Raw genomic sequence first — 23,593 nt, 5'->3', positions numbered from 1 at the left:
TTTCTCTCCTGTTTTCCGCCTGACACCTCAACTGAACCTTAACGTTCCATAAAGGACAAGCGGTTTTGTTCTGCCTGCTGGTAGGCGTAAGTTTTCATCCAGCCGTCAAAATAATCATTTCTGTACATCGAATAAGAAGATTTATTGGCAACCACGATCAGCGGCACTTCTTCGCTGACTAACGCTTCTAAATCCTTGAACATCTGCTTTCTGGCATCGAAATCCACTTCATTCATCTGGTCTTCCGCCAGTTTTGTGATCTCTTCATTGCTGTAACCGATGGGGCCCATGGAATGAGGATTACCGCCCTGGTTTTTGGATATGTCTGAAAATATCGTTCTCATGTATTTCGGCGGGTTATTGCCCCATCCGCCGTTTCCAACAAGGGCAAATTCATAATCGCCTCCATTTACCCTCTCGTCTCTGGTGGCGGAATCATAAGCGGTTACATTCACTTTAATTCCTGCTGCTTCTAAGTTGAGCTTTATCAGTTCTGCAATTGCCACGTCGTCTCCGCTGTCGGCCGCCAACATGGTAACCTCCAGGCCTTTTCCGTCAAATGCCGCTTTGGCTGCTTCAGGATCATAATCATACTGAACGCATTTTTCATTGTAATAAATGCTTCCTTCCGGCACATATCCTGCGCTGCCCACGCTGCCGGCTCCTCTAAACACTTTATCGACCACTGCCTGACGGTCCAGCGCGGCATATAACGCTTTTCTCAGTTCGATATCCAGAAAATCAGGACATTTTTCGAAATTTATCAACAGCTTATATCCCATATCGTTGGCCTTGTCCACAATTCCGATGGAAGGATCACCGGTATACTTCTCCTTTAAATCGGCCGGCATGGATGTGATGTCAATCTCTCCATTTTCAAATGCCAGCAGAGGATCGCTGACCGGCACGAACAGCACCCGGTCGGCCGCCGGTTTTCCGCCCTTAAAGCCGTCAAATGCGGTGAGTTCATAGCTTCCTGTGGCCCCGTCATAAGCAGTACACATATACGCGCCGCTTCCGGTCAGATAGCCGTCTCCGGTATAGGTATTGGGGTCTTCTACATTTTCCCACACATGCTTTGGGATGATGACAAAGGAACCCACGTTGGTTAAAGTGTCCGCCGCTGATTCTTTGACCGTAATGGTGATCGTGCGGTCATCCACAACGGTGTAATGGTCTATGATGAAACTGTCGCCGGCTCCCAGATAGTTTGAAACCGGAGTGTGCTCTTTGAAATAATCGATGGAAAATGCCACGTCTTCCGTAGTTAACGGTTCTCCGTCGTGGAATGTAGTATCAGGATATAACGTGAAGGTATAGTCGTTTCCCTCTATGGTCCAGGATTCTGCGAGCCATGGAATATCCCCGTTTTCGTCTTCGTCGATCAGACTTGCGTAAACCATATTCATCTTGGCTGATCCCGGCCCTCTGGATGCATTTAAAAATGGGCTTGGAGCGCCCCAGTCGGTTCCGCCTTCCAGTTTAAGCGTTTCCACCAGATGTCCTTCTGCTGTACGTTTCTGTGAATCACCTGCGGTTTCACCATTTCCTGACACCGAAGTATCTGCCGCAGAATTTGAGGCTGCTGCCTGTGAAGTTTCAGTTGTTGCCATTGTTCCTGATGCGGCGGTATTGCTCTTGGTTCCGCAGCCTGCCGCTAAAACTGCGATTAAAGCAGCTCCCAGCACAAGTGCTGATTTTTTTCTTAATCTCATGTTTCTCCTCCTGGATAATAAATGTCGTTTGGACAAAAAAACCACGAAAGCAGCACACCGTATGCGGTGTGTTTCCCTTCGTGGTACTGAATTCATCTTCCTGATGATAATGTAGATATTCTATCATAATTTGCGTAAATTTGCTAACGTTTTTTAGTCAAACGTTTGATCTTTCACCGCAGTTTACTGAAAATGCTGTTTTAATCTTGAAATTCCAAACAGAAAGGATAATAATCCTGTCTTTTCAGATTGAGTTGAATAGCCCCCTCAAATGCAAAAAAGAAACCCAGCGCACTGACTTATCATCAGTATCTGAGCTTCCATTGTTTCATATTCAATTAATCATTGACTTTCCATTGCCCCGAACGACGATTACCAACTCTCTCCAACTTTTCTTTTTCCTGAAGTCTTGGCAGCAACCGTTTGATAGTTCCTAATGTGATTCCAGTAACTTCTTGAAGCTGTTTTTGTGTTATTTTAGGATTACTCCGTATAACATTTAGTACCTTCTGCTCATCTTCCGACAGTGAAGCAGAAAGATTAGTCGCATCGGTCGCATAATTAGTCGCATCAGTCGCACTTTTAGTTTCTGAACCAATTCCCATATCAAAGGAGTAGCTATCGTCCAACGGCACTACAATGCGGAATACATCGTCTTCCTGGAATATCGGATCTTTTCCAGAATATAACTTCGTGTACTTAAATAACTTATGAACGCCAGACCCCAATCGGTCGGCTCTGCCGATATTTCTGAAAAAGGATGCAATCACTGGATTCTTTGGATTCGGCTCAAGATTGTCCAGTGTAATAAAACCATTACTTGTTGCCCTATTGGCATTTTCTGTGTACATCTGGCCGCTTTTAATAATGAGCTTTGCTGTATAGGAACTTGTGTATTCTCGATGCATAAGTGTGTTACTGACAATCTCTCTACCGATGATATTTCTCAGACTAACTCTATTTTCATCCTCCAGAAAGAACTTGTCTGGTAAATGTTTTTTGATAAAATCCATCAGGAAATCGAAGCTCTCTATCAGATTAGTTCGTACAATTTCTCTGTCATCATATCGGTCAACATTCACTTTTCTTACAAGTGCGTCAGTTTCATATGCAGGACAGACATTCTGTATCACTTCGTCCTTCCCAAGAAGTAAAATTGCCGCCAGATTATACCCTGATTCTCCTGTTGCTACATCCGTTCCATACAGACCGGCACTTTGTAAAAGTTTCTCATCGGACATATTCTCCCACGGGTGACTGCCACCAGCATGATTAACTGCCATCTGCCGAATCCTTGGGAGTAAATCCATTCTTAAATCATTGATTGTTGCATAGGGATATATCCTTTTCTCTGTATATATATTTTGCTTGCGGATATACATAGCAGCTATCTGTGCAGTGGAAGTAACTTTTACATCCGCATCATTTACACGGTCGAAAATGTTTTTTTTAAAGCTGTGAACTTCCGCACTTGGAGGTACATAAACATGAATAATCGTGTGTCCTTCATACTCTATTATTTCTGGGGATAAGTATATTGTAGGCGTAAAAAGCGCTGGATTACTGATAATCGTAATAAAATTCTTCACCATATCGGGTGCGGCTTTCGGTGGCACACCAGTTACTGTGCCATCATCCAATACGCCCATAAGTATATCACCACCAAAGCGGTTCAAAAATGAACATACGCTTTCATAGGTATCTGATTCGATACCATTGCCACAGCGCTTAAACTCCACAGCAACTGTTTCTCCAATTTCCAATATTGTTTTTAAGACTTTGGAATCCATTGTGTAAACCTCCCGTCTTTCTTATTATATCCAAAAATCTATTACAAAAAAATAAAATCATCTTCAAGTTTGAATGTGGCATATTTTTTGTATTTGATATAGCGATACCGTATCTTTAACAATCCGGTGTATTTCTCTCGCATTACTAAGCTTTTCTGATGCAAGCACTAACTTTTCCTTCACTTCTTCCGGCAATTCATCACTTTGCGCTATCTTCACCAATTCGTTCTCTGCAATTTTTCTTTTTGCTTCCACGGGTAGGGGAGAAAATTTTATTATTCCATCAAAGCGATTATAAATAGGTATTCCCAGTTTCTCCTTTACCTCGTCCAAGGTCTGATAATTGGATGTGCAAAATATAAGAGCGTGTCGAACATCTACTTTATAATTTGGGTCCACATAAACGCCTTCATCAAAAAGCTGGTAAAATGCACTATGAAATAGCGGATTGGCTTTATCAAACTCATCGAGCAAAATAACATTTGAATCTCTTGCCAGTAAATCTTTTGCAAAGCTCTTTTCGTTATATCTACCGCCAAAAAGGTAATTGGCGAACTCATTATTTTGATACATTGAAAACTGTTTTCTAAATAACGAGCCACCAAGGACTTCTGTTAGATATTGTACTGTCTCCGTTTTGCCTAATCCAGAATCACCATAAAAGAGAACCACCACCGGTTTGCTCTGTTTATTATCCATAACCGGAAAAAGTGATTTCAACAATTGTTCTTTTACAACTTCTTGCCCCAAAATTCTGTTATCATAATTGGTATAAATTTGTCGTATGGCGTCTTTTGTTAGAATACTGTATTCTTGGTGCTTGGATTGAATAATATTTTTATCTCCAAATACTCGATTAATTTGCTCTTGAAGATGTATTGGTGGATTTTGAATGAACATATTAGTAATATCTAACTTCGTTATAAAGTTGATAAAATTTGTCAGCACATGCTCCTGAACGCTATTATATTCATCCGCATTTATTACAAAATTAGTTATCTTTGGCTTTCTCTTTTTGGGTTTTTCCGATGGTTTTTCCTGTTGTGGAAAACCTGTCACCACCATTTCCATTTTTTTATTATCGTCATCCATTTCCGATGCAATAGACGATAAGTTACGATAAACTTTAGGTATGATATCTGAAAATGCTCTGTCCGAGCCGTAGAACATTATAATTTTCTTCATGATTCTACCCCAGCCATCACTATGTCATACACGGTAAGCCTTTCACTTTGCTGAGTGGTAGATCCATTTAGTATTTTCTCGGCGGTTACTTCCTCTGAAGTATTTTGAAACTCAAATTCTTTTTCAATCGACAGCTCATTTGTGGAACAGGTTCCAACTTTAATTCCATAATAAGTTAATTCCATTTTGCTTAAATCTGCAAGATTGTAGCTATTTTTAAATGCATTGATATTAAACCGAAGTACCGAAGCCGGAACGTTTTCTGTTTTCAGAAGCATTCCATAATATCCCCTTTCTCCTAGGACAGCATTATTAAGTTTTTCCATATCAATCGGCGATTGGTCTTTGGGTACTATCGTTAAATAGGAACTACACATTTTATATAAGGTAATCGAATTAGCAGGTGCATATACTCCAGATTTTTTGAATTTCTCAACTCGTACATCTTTATATGCTTCCTCGATATAATCTGTAAGTATAGTGTTCTTTATTGTCGAATCAAACAATTTAGAGATTTCCCCAGATGCTTTGGCATCAACTGAACCGGAAACACTTCCTTTTAAAAAGCTAAGTATGTTAAAGCCACCTTTGGCTTGCGCCTCGATTTCTGTTAGTATTTCAGCTGCTCGCTGCTTATTTTCAGCCTTACTCCAGTCTAATCTGCCACCATTTGTTATGTCTAAGTAGTCCTGAGCTGCGGATTCATCAAAATATACGATTTTAAGAAATAAAGGGGTATCCTTTCCCATCTATAATCCTCCTTCTGTAACGGTATTTCTTTTAACTCAACGCCTTATCCTTTTCATTTCATAAATTGACAAGCAATGTCTAAGTGTTATCTGAACTCGTTTTATCAAATTTTCCCTTGCGGTCAATTTTGCCAAAACTACTTGTTGGGGCATATCCCCAATCCCTATTGAACATCATCTTATAATGATACCTACGCATTTGTTCCGAATGCTACAAATTCCTACGATGATAAGTTCCGCCCTCATCTCTCAGCTCCAGTATTGAGAAAAAGATCTCCAGTTAGTAGTTCAAAACGGTGACTGATTTTTCGATCTCAGAAGTATACTGATAATTAATCATCCTTGTATATTCTGTATTAAATGCATAAAAAGAAAAAACAGATAGCCACACAAAAGGTATCATGCTGGTTATGAGTATAACATCGATAATTTTTTAGTACAAGCGAACCGGAATTCATTTGACCTCCCCTTTTCTTCATGTCATTATTTGACCATCCGGCATATACCTAAAACCAAAAAAATCCTGCAGACCTTCATCTACAGGATTCTATAAAGCTGGGCTACAAGGATTCGAACCTTGAAATGACGGAGTCAGAGTCCGTTGCCTTACCATTTGGCGATAGCCCATCAACACAACAATGATATTTATACACTATCAAGCCAAAATAGTCAAGCCCTTTTTGAAAATTATTTACTTTTATTTCCTTCTGCCCTTCCCTAAGCCCTTCCGCCTCTGAAACCGCCGGCCTCCGTCAGTCCTCCGCCTGCCAATTTTCCAGCAGATATTCCTCCGCCTCAGCACACCATAAATTCCGGTTCGCCTCCACAATATCCGCTAATTTTCCAAAACGGCTGTCCTGCTCTTCCAATTTTCTGAAATCCGTAATCGCCGTCATCGGCATACTGATCTGCGTATAGACCAGTTTCTTTCCGCCCGGCAGCTTTGGAAGGTTCAATGTAGCTTCCGCGCAACTGTCCAACCCGCCCACATGTGTCACCATAACCGCAGGATTGATTTTCCCCAATTCCGTCAAACGCAGGGATTCCAGCATATCATCCGTATTTCCTCCCGTAGTTCCCATAACATGAGTGGAATTGTAATGAACATCATAGAAATTAATCCTGCTGCTGAAATGGCTGTCCGTAGGTCCGGCAAAAAAGTTCAGGCATCCGTCACGGCCCAGAATATCCGATGACAGTTCCACCAGCGCCTCCACCGGAGTAAAACAGAACACGTCATCAAATCCGCCCTCGGACAGCTCTTTTAGATATCCCGCCGCATCTTCCATCTGTGAAGTGTTGATAAAATGCAGCTCAATTCCATCTTTCTTTGCTTCCTCCACAGGAAAAAGATCTTCTGCCCGCAAAAGCCGTTCCTGATTAATATCCGTCACTACAACCATCCCCGGCCTCCGGTCACAGTGAAGCGCATAAGTCAGCGCTCCCAGCCCCATCGGGCCGGCGCCTGCCAGAATCGCCATTTTTCCGCCTTCCCGGATTCCCATCTCATGCTGATAGACTCCCATCTTTGTATGGTAACAGGCGTGAAATGCTCCGATCGAGCAGGACATAGGTTCTGCCAGGGAAGCCTCATAATACGCCCTGCCCTTATATTCCAACAGGCATCCTAACTCCATGACTTCCGCAGGAATGATGCAGTATGTGCTGTCTCCTCCGAAAAACTCGTAACTATATCCCGGCGACCACATGGTCCCTTTATAATTCAGCGCCGGCTGGAGAGTGAATTTCATCCCCGGACGAAACTGCTCCTTATGCTTTTCTCCAACCTCCACAATCACTCCGGCAAATTCGTGTCCCATAATCGCCGGATGCTGTGCCACATCCTCATGAACCCGTTTATGGGCTGTTCCCAATATCGCACATTTATATGTCGACATACAGATACTGTCTGAAATCACCTTCACTAAAATCTCATCATCTTTAATTGCAGGGAGCTCAAATTCTTCCAGTCTGAGATCTGACGCCCCATGCAGCCGCACCGCCTTTGCTTTCATTCTGCTTCTATTCCTCCATCATTTCTTTTACCTTAGCCGCCACAGCCCGCCCGAGCCTTGGATGGCTGTCTCTTGAAAAATGCACCCCGTCTCCGTCATCCGGTTCCGCATAACATGCGGCGTTTAAAAATCCGCATCCATATTTCTTCGCTGTTTGTTCGTATACCTCAGGAAACAGGCGGGAAAGCTTTTCCCCTTCCTCTCCTCCGAAATTGGCATATACGCCGGTCCGTCCTATCGCCTGTTTGATGGGAATCGGCGCCAACAGTAAAATCTGCGGCGGCCGGTTGCCTCTCCCGCACTTATCCGTATTTTTAACCACTTTAACCAACTCATCGATCCCATTTCCCAATCGCTCTTTCGTCAGCGGCTCCCTTTGGTTTCTCAGCTGCAAATCATTGGTTCCCAGCATAATAATCACCAGATCCAGCGGACGGTGGGTTAAAAGACAGGGCAGCAGATAATCAATCCCACGCTTATACAGTTCTTCCTTGTCATCATAGATCGTAGTCCTTCCGCCAAGTCCCTCCTCTATCACATGATAACCGCTGCCCAGTTCCGAAGCCATCACACAGGGCCACCTGGTCTCTTCATCATACCGTTTTGACGGTAACAGGGAGTCCTTCCATCTGGGAATACACCCCCATGTATTGCTGTCTCCATAGCATAAAATCTCTTTTTTCATGGTTCCTCCCTATCTGCTGCGTCCCAGTAAAGTCCTGGCTATTCTGACTAAGTAGCGCGCCATCTCTTCTCTGGCTTCTTCCGGAACTGCCGATACATTAACTTCATAATTAAATGTCCCCTGATATCCGGTCTCTTTAAGCCCTTTTACAAGCATTTCCCAATCAACCGTTCCGAAATAAGGAGGCAGGTGTTTATCACAGTGAACGCCTTCTCCCAATTTTCCGAAGTTATCATGAAGATGCAGCACCTTCAGGCTGTCTTTCAATTCCAATACCGCCTGATATAAATCCATTCCGTGAATATTTCCATGTCCTGCGTCCAGACATACTGCCCGGGAAACCCCGTCTGCGATTTGCAGAAGCTCTTTTACGCTTGTGGACGTCATATTTTCTACTGCCAGCTTTACTCCAAATTTCCTGCCGTATTCGGCATATTCAGCCAGTTCTTCAATGCTCTCTTTCACCAGCGTCTTTTTCCTGTCCCGGCTTACCAGCGGATGCACCACAATATATTCCGCTCCCAATATGGAGGTTGCTTCGATTGAGCGCAGCATCATATCGGTACAAAATGCATATTCCGGGTCCTCCTTATCGTCATACCGGAACTGAAAAGGCGCATGGCTGTGCGAAATCATCAGCCCCAGCTTATCGGCCCGGGCTTTTATCCCCCGTATCCGTTCCCTCCAGCCGTCTCCGTCCAAAACAGGTTCGTGATCCGTCTCTTCCCTGCGTATCACTGCGGAAAAATTAATATCCACCGCTTCAAATCCCGTATCCGCAAAGAACGTCAGGGCTTCCTCCATCGGAATCCGTTCTTTCCCCGGCCTGGCGCTGTGCAGGCCCGAATTCACCGAAATCAACATAATATCTCCTCCCCATCAGCCTTTCACTCCGGCTGTTGCAATTCCTTCCACAAAATATTTCTGACAGAAGATAAACAAAATTACTGCCGGCACGATAGCGCTTGTGGCGGCCGCCATGGTCAGTTCATACCTCTGCAGCTCATCCAGCAGATACCAGCGTATCGCTTGGGCAATTGTATATTTATGGGTATCCGTTATGAAAATCAACGGCGACAAGTATTCATTCCATGCGGCGATAAAAGCCAGCACTACCAGAGATACCATGGCTGATTTGGTCAGCGGAAGCATCACCTGGGTGAATATCCTCAAATGCCCCGCCCCGTCAATCTTAGCCGCCTCCATCAAATCATCCGGCAGCCCTATATAAAACTGTCTCAGCATGAAAATCGCCGTTGCTCCAAACCAGGACGGCAGTATGATCGCCCAATGGCTGTTATACAGACCCATGGATTTAAACAACATGAACCTGGGTATTATCGTAACCTGGGACGGTATCATCATGGAAGATAAAAACAGAAGGAACACCAGATTCTTGCCCGCAAACTTTATTTTTGCAAACGCGTAAGCCGCCATGGATGCGATCGCAATCTGCCCTATGGTGCTGAAAATCACTATTTTTATGGAATTATAATAGGATTTGAGCATGCTCACCTTTTCGTCCGTCCAGACTACAGCATAGTTATCCCATCTTGGCACTTTAGGCAGCCAGTAATAGGGTCTTGCAAAAACCTCGCTGGTGGTTTTTATCGAGGAACAGATCATCCAGAACAGAGGCAGAATAAACAATATGCTGAGAGCCCCGATGATAACGGTTTTAATCAGCGCTTTTATAAAATAATCTCTTTTCATCTCATCCCTCCTCTAGTAATGAACCCATTTTTTCTGCCCCCAGAAATTAAACAGGGTAACGGCAAGGATAATCACAAACAGAACTACCGCCTCAGCGGATGCATATCCGAACTTATAGGAACCGAATGCGTCCGAATAGATCACGGTAACCATAGAGGTATTCCCCTTAGCCGATGTTCCCGTCGTCATGATGTTAATGGCCGAAAATACTTTAAAAGAAGCGATCAGCCTCACAATTACCAGATAAAATGTGGTAGGGGAGATCATGGGAAATGTAATCTTCCAGAACTTCTGCCAACTGGACGCCCCGTCAATTTCAGATGCCTCATAAAGGCTGACAGGCACATTCTGGATCGCCGCCATGTAGATAATCAGCTCATATCCGATGGCAGTCCAGATCAGCAGTATAATGATGGGATATCTGCACAGGGAGGAATCCGTCAGCCATTTTAAAGGCTGTGAAACCACATGCAGGCCGACCAGAATTGTATTAATCACGCCCTCTTCCCGGAACAGAAACTTAAATACTGCCGCCAGAGCCACCGTACTGGAAATATAGGGAATAAAAAAGGTAAGCCTCAGAGTCCGTTTGAAAAACACCCTTCCATTCAGCGAATATGCCAATACCAATGCAATGATGATGGAAACCGGAACGGTTGAAATAGAGTAGACAAATGTATTGATCATCGCCTGTTTGAACAGACGGTCCCTCCCTAATTCTTTAAAGTTTTCTAACCCCACCCATTTAATTCCTTCCATTCCGGAAAGAAAATTCCATTCGGTAAAGGATAAAAAAATAGAAAAGAAAAACGGAAATGCCACCAGGGTCAGAAAAGCAATCAGCGCCGGTGCAATGAACGCATACCCGATCAGATTCTCTTTCTTTTTATTCATAACTTTTATTCCTTTCCTGGTTATCCGCCGCCCCTTTGCCGGTGAAAGGGGCGGCAGATAATCATCACTGATCTTTCTTTATCGCTTCATTTGCAATTTCAGCCGCTTCTTTCATGGCCTCTTCCGGGGTCATTTCTCCGTTGAAAGCATACATTGCATATTCATTAATCGCATTGGTCACATCCGCATAAGCCGCCATCTGCGTCTCCACAAAGGTTGGATTTGTAGGAACGCCCACAACCCGTTTAAAGGATTCCACATCGATCAGTTCCGCAGCTTCCGCTTCCGAACCAAATATCAAGGAGATCAGATCATCCGCAGCAGTGCCTCTCCAGGTGGACTGATGGCCTGCAATCACCAGGTATTTGGAGCCGTAAGTGGAATACCATTTTAAGAACGCCCATGCGGCCGCCTCGTCCTTGCATCCCTGGGTAATTCCGGCATGAGAGAAGACAGAAACTCCCGACATGTAATTGGTCTGTCCTTTTTCTTCGATCGGGAACGGTGCAAATGCCGTCTTATAATCCACCGGATAGTTTTCCTTATCTCTGATAAAACGGATCATATTCGGATTCACCGCGCTGGCAGCCTGACCGGACATATAGGTCTGCTGGGTCTGGATGCTGTCTGAGCGGTAAACCGTCTTTGGATACCAGATCTTTTCAACATTTTCCGCATTAATTTCTCTCTTTAAGGAATTTACGATCAGATCGGAATCAAAACTGGCCAGCCCTGTTTCATCGTCATAATAGCGGTCTGTGCCGTAAACCTGCTGTTTTGGATAAGTAAAATAATCCACTGAATGATAGTCCGTTCCTCCATATACCAGTACGGTTTCCCCGTCTTTTTTCGTCATCTTCCGGCTGGCTTCCAGGTATTCATCCCAAGTCCACTCTTTTGGGATTTCACCCAGTCCCGCCTCTTCCCAGGCAGTCATATTGATACAAACATAATAAGAGAGGCCGCCGCAGGGGAAGGTGTAAATCCTGTCGTTATATTTATATACGTCCGTACTCCAGTTATCAATCAGGCTGATCCCCTCTTCGGCCGCTTTATCCGTCAGATCCAAAAACAGGTTATTGCTCCACCGTTTATATGTATTATTCAGTCCAAATGACCCCAGCACATCGATTTCCCCTGACATAATCGCTGTATTAACGCTCAGATTTCCATCCGAATTGTTGCTGTAGCTGGTCAGTTCCACTTTGATGTTGGGATAAACCTTATTGAACTCCGCGATCATATCATCCATGCCCGCGTCCCCTTTAAACGGCATCCAGAAACGTACCGTACCGCTCATATTGGTATCATCCTCTAAAATCCAGCTTTCAATATCTCCCGGGTCGGTCTTTTGGGCTTCAGCTGCCGTTTCCGCTGCCTTTGCACTTTCCTCTCCTTTTGCACTTTCTGCCGCTGCTGTCGTTTCCGCCGCTTTCGTCGTTTCCGGCGCCGCTGTTTTTCCTCCGCCGCATCCGGCAAGAAGGCTCACTACCATAACTGCTGACAATACTGCTGCGATTTGTTTCTTCATAAAATCCCTCCATACATTTTTATCATTTAATCTGTCCGGGCGGCCTCATTCGATTCCCCCAGATACACTTGGTTCTCAATTAACTTCTCCTTTAAAAGTTCTCTGCTGATATGGCGCGCTTCCTTCCCTGTTTTAACGGAAAGCGCCGCCGCAATCCCGGCCGCCTGGCCCATGGCCATCACCGGAGGCATAACCCGGACCGCTCCGGCCGCCTGTGATTCTGCTGAAATGCACCTTCCCGCCACCAGCAGCCCGTCCACGTCACACGGCACCAGGCATCCATAGGGAATTCCGTAATACTCGCCGTTTTCAATGGTCAGATACTCATTGCTTTTAGGGCCGAAACGGCCATGGACATCTACGGAATTGGAACATACCAGCACACGGTCATCCGGCACCTTCCCCTGAAGGATGTCCTCCAGCGTCAGCCGGTACTCCCCTCTGATATGACGGCTCTCCCGGATTCCCAACACAGAAGCGGTGCTCATCAGTTTTGCGTCTCCGCATCCCGGAATATAGGTGCGGATCATATTGAGAATTTCCTCTGCCTGTCTGCGCCCTTCCATCTCCCCCTTTGATAGGCTCCGGTTATCAGTGGAATCAATCCCCATAACCCTTGAAGTGTTCACAAACCATTCATCCGGCTTCACTCCCCGGTACAGGCCGATGGAAACCCTGTCTAAATTCCAGTCCCCATGCTTTCTGGCCTCCGACACCCACCAGTGGAAGCTGCGGTAATTCACACCGTCTTTCCTGTAAAAATTCTTTTTGTTTTTTTCAATATCCGCCTCTACCGCTCCGGTATCCACATTGCAGATGCGGAAAAATAATGTGGCCGGCTGTATGAGATTCCTCTTCTCATCGCCCAGCTCGCAGGTGACCCCGGCGCGGTAAGCCACATCCCCGTCTCCGGTGCAGTCGATGACCACCTTTGTATTTATGCGCTCAAATCCTGATTTGGAATGAAGGATCACTCCTGTTACCTTCTTGTTCTCCATCACCGGTTCAGTAAATGCGGTATGGTACAGCACCTGCACCCCTGCCTCTTCCAACATCTCATCCAAAACCAGCTTTAAAATTTCCGGATCGAACGGCGTTACATGGTCATGACCTGTCTGAATCCAGGAAGTAAATGCTGTGCCCATTCTCACCTGCGAAGGATGGACAGCTCCCCCTTTTTTAACAAGACGGTCTACAATTTCAGAGAACAATCCCTTGATAATCATGTTTTCTCCATCCTTGTCATAGCAGGTCATAAACGGCCCCACAAGCCCTTGGGTAGCCATGCCTCCGGCACAGCCGCCCTGTTCCGCCATTACCGTAACCGCGCCTTCCCTTGCGGCCGCAACGGCCGCGCAAACCCCAGCAGGCCCTCCGCCGGCTACAAATACATCCGCATAAGTGGTTTTCACCACGTCTCTGTCGGCCAGCTGTTCTGTCATCTTATACTCCCCCCTTATCAAACAGTTCTGCTCCTGAATCCATAAGTACTTTCTGGACTCTTCTGTAATCCAGTTCACGCACTCCCAGCCCATCCATGGCACACACCGCCGCCGCAATTCCGGCCGCCTGCCCGGTGGCGAGTGCAATCCCCATAACCCGGTAAGATCCATGCGCTCTGTGAGTGCCGGAGATATTTCTTCCTGCCAGAAATACTCCGTCCAGATTCTTTGGCATCAGGCTTCGCAGCGGAATATCATACGGAACGGCCGGCTTAGAATGGCCTTCCGCCTGTCCGCCCCCCTTTGGATTATGAATATCAATTAAAAACCAGGCTCTATGTACCACCACATCCGGAAATCTGGCTCCCGTTTCCACATCCTCATCCGACAGCACATATTCCCCTTTAAACCGTCTTGTCTCCCTCACTCCAAGGGCGCTGGCCGATGCTTTTACATAACATGCTTCATATCCCGGAACAAAATCCTTTAAAAATCTGACTACCTGGTCTATCTGCTGCCTCAGCTCCAATTCCGCTTCCAATATTCCCTTTGCGTTTAGCACCTCGCAGCCATTGGCCTGGGTGGCGTTGACCTGCCGTTCTCCCGGATAAAAGGTACGGTGCAGCCGCACGATCGACACATTGCCAGGCAAAATACCGTTATCGCTGGCTTCCCTGCACAACTGTGAATATTTTTTCCCGTCAGGCAGCGTAACAGGATCGCTCCCCCCGTAACAGGACACAGCCCTTGTCTCGTCAACTCCTCCGACGGTAAACTCAATCGTCTCCGGCTGCCTCAGCCCGTCTCCCTCTCTGCCGGTTTCATAAGGCGCTCCGCCCCGGTAAGCCACATAACCGTCTCCCGTGGCATCCACAAACATCTTCCCTTCCACAATGCAGGGACCCTCCGGCGATGTAAGCAGCAGCCGTCTGACCCTTCCGTCTTCTTTTTCCACATCCACAACCGCTGTCTGCAGATAAACATCGGCTCCGCTTTCAACGGCCAGTTCCAAAAGCCTCCGTTTGGCTTCCTCAGGGTCCACGTGGATCTCACTTCCATTTCTCGTTGTTATCCTCTCCACCTCTTCATGTCCCTGATTTAAAAGGCCGCATACTTCGTGGTACATGGTATAAGGAGCCGTCATACCGAGAATCGGCTGGACATGGCCGGATGTCATCATTCCCCCCAACACTCCAAACCGTTCAATCAAAGCCGTTTTCGCCCCGAGCCTGGCGGCGGATACGGCTGCGGCGATTCCCGCAGGTCCTCCGCCTGCCACCACCACATCGTACTGCAATACCTGGTTAATCTTTACCTCCATTTCTTCTTCCATTTCCCCTCCCTTTCATTTTTGGACCGATCCAAATTTTGTCCGGTAAAAAACGCTAAAAAGCGTTAATTACCTCTGCTTCACACTCTGCCTCTCAACCATATACGGCTCTATAACAATGTGTTCCACCCTTTTCTCAGGATTCTGCATCCTCTGCAGCAGGCATTTAGCCGCCTGCTCTCCTAAAGCTTCCTTACGTATATTCACCACAGTCAGTCCCGGCGTAGCGTAACCGCAGAGTGAGGAATCCTCATATGCTACAATGGATACGTCCTCAGGCACCCGGATGTTATTCTCATACAAATATCTCATAACGCCCAATGCAATCTGGCCATTGGCCGTAATCACACCATCCGGCCGGTTCCCTGCCTCCCAAAACTCCTTAAATGTTTCATAACCGCTTTCACCACGGTTTGACTTACAGAAAATAACCCATTCGAAATCAAAATCGATCCCATTCTTACCCACATACTCGCTGACGGCTTTCACACGGGTATAAGAAGAATGGTAATTCTTAGGGCTGTTTACCAGGCAGATCTTCTTGTGCCCTGTCTCTAAAAGATGTTCCAGTTCCATCACGGTGCCTACGCCCGGATCTGCATACACGGAATCAATCTCATCTTCATAGCTGTCTACGCCGGCAATCACCATAGGTATGCCTGTTTCCTGCATCTTCTTCATCAGCTTGGGGCTGTATGGATTTCCAACCAGAAACACACCGTCCACCCTCCGGTTTTTCACCACCCTGGGCAGCTCATCCGGCTCATCCACAGAACAGAACCGTTCTGTTATCACGCCATAATCCGTTTCAGCCAATCCTAACATAATACCATTACTGATGCTGTAGGAACACATGCCTGTGCTCTGGTTAAAATCATAGCTGAACTGGTCGGGACTTCTGGTCTTGTCCACAAATACCACGAGACCCAGGCTATTATTCGTCTTGCTGCTCAACCCTCTGGCATTATTATTGGGAACATAATTCAGTTCTTTTATCACTTCCAGCACATGCCGGCGCGTCTCATCCTTTACCAAAGGATTATTATTCAACACAAGAGATACTGTGCTCCTGGATACGCCTGCCTTACGCGCTACGTCCCGTATTGTAACCATCTGTCCACCACCTTTTTAGACCGTTCCAAATTTATAAGTTGAGTATAGTCAATTTACATAAAAAAGTCAATCTTTTTCGATAATGTTTAGAATATTTTTTCCGCCACCTCCTCCAGCATGCCTAAATCCCATAACAAACGGGAAGCTATGTATTTATCCCGTATATCCTTTGTGGCCATAAAAGATCTTTTAACCATTTCCTGTGATATACCTATCTCCTGCGGCATCACAGGAGCTCCTATCATCAAAAGCTGCTGCGTAAGCCATTCCCGGTCCGGTAGTTCCTGGCGGATAATCTCCTGGATCTCATCCCATTTACTGATAATCCGTTCCAAACGGAGGGCGTGGGACTGCTTATTATATTTCTGCTCCTTCTCTTCCAGTGAGATTATGCTTTCCCCTGCCTTCCCAAATGTACTGCGGACAGATTCCTTCCACTGTTCCAAGTCAAAGTTCTCAACATATGCCAACGCCTTTTCCCGGTCCGGCTTTATCTCTCTGATCTCCTCGTACACAGCGAGGCTGAGAAGAGTCCCCACACCTACCTGAATTCCATGAAGCTCATGGCTTTCATGGCGGGCCAAAGCCGTCATCTCCCATATATGGGAAAAATAATGCTCCATTCCGGAAGCCGGCCGCGACACTCCCGCATAGCTCATGCACATCCCGGCCATTACCAGGCCTTTGGCCACATCAGCCGCCGCTTCCTGATCCCTCTCAGCCAGCTTTCTGCCGGAATCCATGCATATTTTTAACGATTTCCTGATCAGGCCGGCAATTTCCTCACAATAGTACTCGCCGTTAATCAGATTCGAAATCCTCCATTCACAGATGCTGACATATTTTGCGGCCATATCTCCCAGACCAGCTTGGAGCATCTTCATGGGCGCATTGGCTAACACTGAAGAATCCAGCAAAAGCCCGTCCGGGCACTTGGAAGGAACCGATACTTTCAGCCCGCCCCGTACCATGGAAGACGTGCCGGAAACATATCCATCCATAGACGGCGCTGTTCCTGCCAGAATATACGGCAGATTTGTCATATCTGCTATGATTTTACAGATATCATTAATCGTTCCTGATCCCACCGCAATAATACCGTCCCACCGCCGGTCATAATTCAGCGCCACACGGCCAACCCAATATTCATCCGGTACAGGGCAGTCGGTATCCAGACAACAGGATTGATAGGATATTCCTGCATGTTCCAATAGTTTGCAAACCTTGTCCCCTGCTGCCGCATATGTGTTCCGGTCACTGATCACCACAGGGCGTGTCATTCCAAGCTCCGTTGCCATCTTTCCTATCTTCTCTAAAACACCGCTTCCTGCTGCGATCTGCTTAACCGGAGCAGAATGAACCTTTCCGCAGGTGCAATTCATAGAAGCGGGTTCGATCAATGCATTTAAATCAGAAGATGATTCTCTGATTATTCCCATATATCTCCTCCTTTATAGTTTGATTTTTGGATCGGTCTAAATATAATCAAAGCATATACCTGAATTATTTTTTTGTCAATAGCCCTTGATGTAAAAAGGAGGGAACCCAACGCCCATGTCAGGTTCCCTCTTTTCCATCCTATCTTTATCCAACTCAGTTTAATATAAACTTTCGTTATTCCCGCATATCAAACCAATTTTTTAACCGTCCCTCTCCTTATCAAAGAAGTACAGAACTCAACCTTCTTCGCCAAAGTTCTTTTTCTCTGTATCCGTTCCCCCAAAACCTCCACCGCTTCTTTCCCCATCTCAAACGTATGGACATCAATGCTTGTCAGCGCCGGAAACGACAGCATTCCGGAACTGTCCCCATTGACAGCGACGATGGAAACATTCTCAGGAACAGAGATATACCGTTCATTCAGCACTTTAATCGCTCCCACAGCGATGGGATCATTGGACACGAAAAATGCATCCGGGATCTCTCTCTTCTTCAAAAACCATTCGTTCATCAGACTGTATCCGCTTTCCACCCCATGCTCGCCCACCAATGAGCCCGCAAACTCCATCTCCGGATGTTCCTTCAGATACTGCTCAAAATAATGGTATTTGCTGAAATCCGGCGGCGTATCCTGATTATCATAACCGCCCAGATAGGCGATCTTTCTGTGGCCGTTCTCTCTCAGATAATCCATGGATTTGTAGACGCAGTCCTTAATGTTATAAGTGATCCAATCCATCTTTTCCGGATAGTAATTCACCTTACCCACAAAGACAAGATTGGGCGTCTTTATTCTCTGGAGTATCACGTCCACCTGCGCCTTATCAAAATTCCCCACAATCAAAGCGCCGTCCGTTTTCTCCGTTATATTGCCAATAAATTGAAATGGGGTAAACATAAACTTATATTTCTTTTTATAACAAGCTTCCTCAATCCCGCTTCTGACTGAAAAATAAAATGCATTGTCAATCTGATTTAAAAAATGGGTATCCTTATGGACAACCATAATATTTGTGGTGACCTGATTCAGCATCTTTTCCTGCTTCATATGATATCCCAGTGCATGAGCTGCTGCAAATATCTTTTCCCGTGTTTCCTCTGAGGTGGATAACGTTGGATCTTGGCGCAGAACACGCGAGACCGTAGATTTCGCAACCCCAGCCGCCTGTGCAATATCCAATAATGTAGCCATTCTCACTCCCCCTTTAGCACTTTTTTTGTTACGATTCACAGTTCCGGCGGTCTCTGCCGTCCGTTTTGGCAGCGGCTGTTTTGCAGGAACTTTCCAGTTCCGGTTTCGGGCATAAGCACTTCTAAACGTGCAGGATTTTTCTAAAAACCAAGGGAAATGCCCAAACTCGCTCCGCTCAAACAAGTGGGCATTTCCCTTGAACGAAAAATTCTGCGCGTTAAGAATTGCTAATGCCCTGCAAAGTCACAGGAAAGTTCCTGCAAAACAGCCGCTGCCAAAACGGACGGCAGAGACCGCCGAAACTGTGAATCATAACCTTTTTCCATTATATCATACTTCCCCACAATGCGTAACCATATCTCCGCCCCCATTTTTATCAAGGACATTCCGTATTTTCCGTATTCCCAATCCCCACTTCTTCTATTTCCCGTCCATTTTCAAATGCCCGGCACAAACAGATACCTGCCCCTTTTCCAGCCTCTTCTCCCACCAGATTATACCCTTCCTGTTTATAGTGGTAAAGGTCCTTCATAAGCCCCGACGCGGCCATGGTTTTAAAGGATTCCGATACAAGAATCACCTGCTCCATCTCCTCCGCCAGCTCTTTCTGGGCTTCCTGCATGGGCACGTACCGTTTGTCATCATCCCTGTAATTTCCGATCTGGATCAAGAAGATCCGTTCAACTCCAAGGGAAAGCCATCTGCTGAAAAATGCCCGGGTCTTTTCCTTGTACACTTCTTTCTCCATTCCATTGTCCGCATCCGTACATCCCTGGCACCACACCATGCTCTTGGACCGGACCTTAATGCCGTGGCTTTCCAGATACCTTTTTCCACGGTTAAACCGCGTTTTGGCGTCCTCATAATAAGCGGTTCCCGCCTCCCATTCCAGAATGCTGGAGCCGCCCTTGGAGCAGGAAATGCCTACAACCGGTACTTTCGTCTCCCCATAGCACGCATTGATAAACGCGGATACCATAGAACCTGTTTTCATTCCCGGCTCATACACTCCGTCCGGGTTATTTTCAAACACTCCAAACGGTTCCTTTACCGGCTTTAGCGTTTCCGGTCCGCTGACCGCACAATACTCATAGCCGGTTCCTTCCTCCACAACCGGAGCAAGCGAGGCATCACCACGCCCCGCCATATTGCTCTGTCCCATAAACAGCATCAGATCAACCATTTTCATAGGAATTCCTCTTTTCATCTTATAATACGATCGATGTATCAGATGGCTTTTCCCGGATAGTCCGATTCGAACATCGTTACCCCCAGCTCCACCGCGCGGCGGACCCATTTCTCTTCCCGCAGAATGGCTCCGCTGACGTAGTAGCCGTGTTCCTTTAAGTCCCTTATAATTTCCGGCGTCATATTGTAAATGTATGACAGATAGACCAGGGCATCCATGGAACGCATCAGTTCCACAGGATCGGCCGGCACAAAAGGCACGATCAGGCCGATCTGAAGCTTTGGATTTTTCTCTTTCGCGTAGCGGAGAATCTGATAGTCGGCCCCGAACAGAAATACCTGTCTTATCATTCCCGTAGTCTTAATCACCGGCAGCATGAGATCAATTAACTCTTTATTAATCTCATGCATATCAATCGGAACGGACTTTAATTCCAATGCAAAATAAGCGTCTCTTAAACAGCCCCATTCCATCGCCTCTTTCAGAGTACACAAACCGGGAACATGATCTTTCAATTCCTGCAAATCAAAGTCATGGACATATCCAGAGAGATCGGTTTTCGTCTCCAGCCGCACATCGTGAAAAACTACCGGCACCCGGTCCTTTGTCAGCTGAATATCGATTTCCAGATAATCCGCTCCCTGTCTTCGCCCTTCCGCCATGGCCGCAATGGAATTTTCAGGGTACTCACAGCTGCATCCCCTATGGCCTCCGATCAGCACTCTGTCTGCCTGTTCCAGCAATGTTTTCATAATATTAGATTCACCTTCGTCTCTTCATCAAATACGTTGATTTTGTCCGCAAGCCTGATAAACAGCCTCTCCCCGGATTCTTCCAGCCTCTTCATCTCACCGAACCGTCCCGGATCATCGATGGTGACGCGGATATGATCCTGATGGATGTCGCCGGTAATCAAAAGCTCTTTTCCCAGATTTTCCACCATCTGAACATGAACTGGAAGGCTGCCTTCTTCTTTGCCGCCGCAGACCGACATCTGATGAGATCTGACGCCCAGCCTGACATTTTTTCCTGCATGGGGCAGAATCTTTTCCATCATCACACCGGATACCGGAATCTGTAACTCTCCCACACGGTAAATACAGGTATTCCCCGTTTTCTCAATTACCGCGCTGATAAAATTCATAGGAGGGTTTCCCATGAAGTTTGCTACGAACAGATTTGCCGGATACTGATACAACATCTCAGGAGTATCATACTGCTGAATGTTCCCGTTGTCCAGTATTGCTATTTTATCGGCGATGGCCATGGCCTCTTCCTGGTCATGTGTTACGATAATGGAAGTTACTTTCAGCTCTTTCTGAATCTTTTTAATGACCTCGCGGATCTCAATCTTCAAACGGGCGTCTAAGTTGGACATGGGTTCGTCCAGTAAAAGGATCTTCGGTTCCTTCACAAGGGCCCGGCACATGGCCACACGCTGCTGCTGGCCTCCGGAAAGCTGGGTGGGCCTTCTGTCCAAAAGGTGCTCAATCTGAAGTTTCGCCGCCATTTCTCTGGCTTTTTCATGGCGCTCTTCCTTGGACACTCCCTTTTGTTTTAACGGAAATGCGATGTTGTCAATCACTTTCAGATGAGGATACAGCGCATAAGACTGGAACACCATGCCGATATTCCGGTCCTTAGGCGCCTTATCGGTCACATTTTCCCCGTCAAATAATATCTCCCCGCTGGTGGTGTCCAAAAGCCCTGCCAGACAGTTCAGCGTGGTGGATTTGCCGCAGCCGGACGGCCCCAGCAGCGCGATAAACTCCTGATCCTGAATTTCCATATTAATTTTATCCAGCGCCACCACACCATGATCGAATTCTTTTCTTAAATTATTTATTTTAATCATAATTAAACTCCTTTTCCTCCGCCGATATTTCCTTCCATCAGCTGTTTCTGTGAAATGATGAAGAATACAAATACCGGAAGCATGTAAACAATCGCCATTGCCGCGAATACGCCATAGTCTGCAATCATCTGCTCACTTCTGGACAGCGATCTCAGATAAGTGGCAATGACAGGCGTTTTGGAATTAAATATTAATGTATTAAACAGAATATAATTAGACCATGCGCTCAAAAATGAGAAGATGGAGATGGAAGCGATTCCCGGTTTTACCAGGTAGATGATCACCTGGAAAAACCCGCTCAAACGGCTGCAGCCATCCACAAGAGTGGAATTTTCAATATCCCTTGGTATTCCGTCAAAGAAATTCTTGATGATAAATGTGGAGCCGGGAATTCGGAACGCTATGGCAACCAGCACCACTCCCAACAGGGTATTGACCAGTTTTAAAGCGATCAAAACGTATAAAACCGCAATTAAAAGGAGCAGGTTTGGAAACATACGCAGCACCAGCAGCCCATTTTGAAGAAGCTTTCTTCCCCTGAACTCCAGCCTCGATATGGCATAGCCCGACAGACAGCTGATTAAAACCTCGCATGTGGTAACGAATACGGTAAACAACACCGTATTGCGGAACGCCTTTCCGATCGGCTGAATCGTGGTCTGTTTTAGCTTCATCTCTTTATACATGAAATCGAAATTACGCAGGGTAAATGCCCCGTCCGCATCAAAAAACGCCAGGCGGAAAAAACTGATATAAAGGTACAGAATCGGAAGGCATAAGACAACCATCACGATAATTGCTATTCGTTGTTTCTTTTTCTCAACTTTACTGAGTGATATCATTCTCTTTCCCCCTTCCTAACGTTCATTTTGCTTCTGCATCACCTTGTTAATCAGCATCATCAGCACCAGCACAATCAGAATCAGAACAAGTGAAATGGCCGCTCCATATCCGTACTGCTGGTCCGTAAATGCCTTATGATAAGCCGACAGCGCCCAAACCTCGGTCTTAATACCCGGACCTCCGTTGGTGATTAACAAAATGGTTACATAATTTGTCAAAAGTCCCAGCGTCTCCCACAGCGCAATAAACTGGATGTGATAGCGGATGTTGGGAAGAATAATGCTTTTTATAATCTCCCACTCCCCCGCCCCGTCAATATGAGCCGCCTTAAACTGGTTCTCAGGAATACTTTTAATAGCGCTGGAAAATATAGTGGTTCCATAAGCAATGCTCGTCAGCACCGTGGCGACCAAAACGATCTGCATGGGATATTTTGCGATCCAGTTCAGAGCCTGCTGCCCTCCAAAGGCCATATAAATCTTGTTCACCACCCCATTTTCACTGGCCTCCAAAAGCCAGATCCAAAGAACGGAATACACGACCGCAGGTGTGATCATAGGGATCATCAGAATGGACTTAAACAGGCTGGAATACCGGTCCACCTTGATGAAATAAGTGGTCAGTACCGCAAACATCAAATCCAAACATACGGTGCATACAATCGCCACCCCCACGAAAATACAGGTATTTCTTACAATTGTCAGCGTATTGGGGTCCAAAAGGATCTTTCTGAAATTTTTAAAATTATTAAATTCCCATACGAAAGAAGAATCCAGGCCGGTGAATGACATCACAATCGTAAGTATGGCCGGAACCACATAGAAAATGGAAACCAGAATTAAAAACGGCGTCAGAAACAGATACGCCTGCCCATTTTTATTTTTCATAAGTTACCGCCTCTCTTGAAGAAAG

20 protein-coding genes and 1 tRNA gene are annotated in these 23,593 nt (G+C 46.0%); all 21 read right to left on the bottom strand.

Annotated features, from left to right (window positions below):
* Positions 1–38 precede the first annotated feature (38 nt).
* The 21 genes from C0033_RS03655 to C0033_RS03555 all read right to left on the bottom strand — a co-directional run bounded on the left by C0033_RS03655 (position 39) and on the right by C0033_RS03555 (position 23,568).
* Entirely contained in the window at positions 39–1,715 is a 1,677-nt protein-coding gene (locus C0033_RS03655; RefSeq protein WP_103226526.1) for an ABC transporter substrate-binding protein, read from the bottom strand.
* A gap of 338 nt (positions 1,716–2,053) precedes the next feature.
* Positions 2,054–3,505, bottom strand: a complete 1,452-nt coding sequence (locus C0033_RS03650; RefSeq protein ID WP_103226525.1) for an RNA-binding domain-containing protein — start codon at positions 3,503–3,505, stop codon at positions 2,054–2,056.
* 63 nt (positions 3,506–3,568) lie between these two features.
* Complete coding sequence (locus tag C0033_RS03645) at positions 3,569–4,690, bottom strand: AAA family ATPase (RefSeq protein ID WP_103226524.1); 1,122 nt, start codon at positions 4,688–4,690, stop codon at positions 3,569–3,571.
* Complete coding sequence (locus C0033_RS03640; protein WP_103226523.1) at positions 4,687–5,439, bottom strand: DUF6414 family protein; 753 nt, start codon at positions 5,437–5,439, stop codon at positions 4,687–4,689. Before C0033_RS03640 ends, C0033_RS03645 begins: the two co-directional genes overlap by 4 nt.
* Positions 5,440–5,994: 555 nt before the next feature.
* Positions 5,995–6,066 (bottom strand) — tRNA-Gln (locus tag C0033_RS03635).
* A gap of 125 nt (positions 6,067–6,191) precedes the next feature.
* Complete coding sequence (locus C0033_RS03630) at positions 6,192–7,454, bottom strand: zinc-binding dehydrogenase (RefSeq protein ID WP_103226522.1); 1,263 nt, start codon at positions 7,452–7,454, stop codon at positions 6,192–6,194.
* Positions 7,455–7,461: 7 nt separating this feature from the next.
* A complete protein-coding gene (locus C0033_RS03625; RefSeq protein ID WP_103226521.1) occupies positions 7,462–8,139 on the bottom strand; it encodes a GDSL-type esterase/lipase family protein in 678 nt (225 codons plus the stop codon).
* 9 nt (positions 8,140–8,148) lie between these two features.
* Positions 8,149–9,003 carry a sugar phosphate isomerase/epimerase family protein gene (locus C0033_RS03620; protein WP_103226520.1) on the bottom strand — a complete coding sequence of 285 codons (855 nt, stop codon included), beginning with the start codon at positions 9,001–9,003 and terminating at the stop codon, positions 8,149–8,151.
* Positions 9,004–9,018: 15 nt separating this feature from the next.
* Positions 9,019–9,852 carry a carbohydrate ABC transporter permease gene (locus tag C0033_RS03615; protein WP_103226519.1) on the bottom strand — a complete coding sequence of 278 codons (834 nt, stop codon included), beginning with the start codon at positions 9,850–9,852 and terminating at the stop codon, positions 9,019–9,021.
* Positions 9,853–9,864: 12 nt separating this feature from the next.
* Positions 9,865–10,746: a sugar ABC transporter permease gene (locus C0033_RS03610; protein ID WP_103226518.1), complete on the bottom strand. Its 882-nt coding sequence runs from the start codon at positions 10,744–10,746 to the stop codon at positions 9,865–9,867.
* Positions 10,747–10,810: 64 nt separating this feature from the next.
* Positions 10,811–12,277: an extracellular solute-binding protein gene (locus C0033_RS03605; protein ID WP_103226517.1), complete on the bottom strand. Its 1,467-nt coding sequence runs from the start codon at positions 12,275–12,277 to the stop codon at positions 10,811–10,813.
* Between the two features lie 26 nt (positions 12,278–12,303).
* Positions 12,304–13,719, bottom strand: a complete 1,416-nt coding sequence (locus tag C0033_RS03600) for an FAD-dependent oxidoreductase (protein WP_180994545.1) — start codon at positions 13,717–13,719, stop codon at positions 12,304–12,306.
* Position 13,720: 1 nt separating this feature from the next.
* Positions 13,721–15,052, bottom strand: coding sequence for an FAD-dependent oxidoreductase (locus tag C0033_RS03595; protein WP_103226515.1), 1,332 nt, complete (start codon positions 15,050–15,052; stop codon positions 13,721–13,723).
* 66 nt (positions 15,053–15,118) lie between these two features.
* Complete coding sequence (locus tag C0033_RS03590) at positions 15,119–16,162, bottom strand: LacI family DNA-binding transcriptional regulator (protein WP_103226514.1); 1,044 nt, start codon at positions 16,160–16,162, stop codon at positions 15,119–15,121.
* An 86-nt stretch (positions 16,163–16,248) separates the two neighbouring features.
* Positions 16,249–17,601: a sn-glycerol-1-phosphate dehydrogenase gene (locus C0033_RS03585; protein WP_103226513.1), complete on the bottom strand. Its 1,353-nt coding sequence runs from the start codon at positions 17,599–17,601 to the stop codon at positions 16,249–16,251.
* Positions 17,602–17,789: 188 nt separating this feature from the next.
* The gene (locus C0033_RS03580) at positions 17,790–18,794 is read right to left on the bottom strand and encodes a LacI family DNA-binding transcriptional regulator (protein ID WP_103226512.1); all 1,005 of its coding nucleotides are present in this window, start codon (positions 18,792–18,794) and stop codon (positions 17,790–17,792) included.
* A gap of 376 nt (positions 18,795–19,170) precedes the next feature.
* Positions 19,171–19,983, bottom strand: a complete 813-nt coding sequence (locus C0033_RS03575; protein WP_103226511.1) for a sialate O-acetylesterase — start codon at positions 19,981–19,983, stop codon at positions 19,171–19,173.
* A 38-nt stretch (positions 19,984–20,021) separates the two neighbouring features.
* On the bottom strand, positions 20,022–20,735 hold the full coding sequence (locus C0033_RS03570; protein ID WP_103226510.1) for a glycerophosphodiester phosphodiesterase: 714 nt from the start codon (positions 20,733–20,735) through the stop codon (positions 20,022–20,024).
* Complete coding sequence (locus C0033_RS03565) at positions 20,732–21,838, bottom strand: ABC transporter ATP-binding protein (RefSeq protein WP_103226509.1); 1,107 nt, start codon at positions 21,836–21,838, stop codon at positions 20,732–20,734. The genes C0033_RS03570 and C0033_RS03565 overlap by 4 nt, the downstream gene beginning before the upstream one ends.
* A gap of 2 nt (positions 21,839–21,840) precedes the next feature.
* On the bottom strand, positions 21,841–22,680 hold the full coding sequence (locus tag C0033_RS03560; protein ID WP_103226508.1) for a carbohydrate ABC transporter permease: 840 nt from the start codon (positions 22,678–22,680) through the stop codon (positions 21,841–21,843).
* Between the two features lie 15 nt (positions 22,681–22,695).
* The gene (locus C0033_RS03555; RefSeq protein WP_103226507.1) at positions 22,696–23,568 is read right to left on the bottom strand and encodes a sugar ABC transporter permease; all 873 of its coding nucleotides are present in this window, start codon (positions 23,566–23,568) and stop codon (positions 22,696–22,698) included.
* Between the last annotated feature and the right edge of the window lie 25 nt (positions 23,569–23,593).

Source organism: Clostridium sp. chh4-2 (assembly GCF_002899675.1).
In the GTDB taxonomy this organism is placed as follows: Bacteria; Bacillota; Clostridia; order Lachnospirales; family Lachnospiraceae; genus CHH4-2.
Note: the sequence above shows the minus strand (reverse complement) of the source record. Positions and strands in the feature narration are given on the sequence as shown.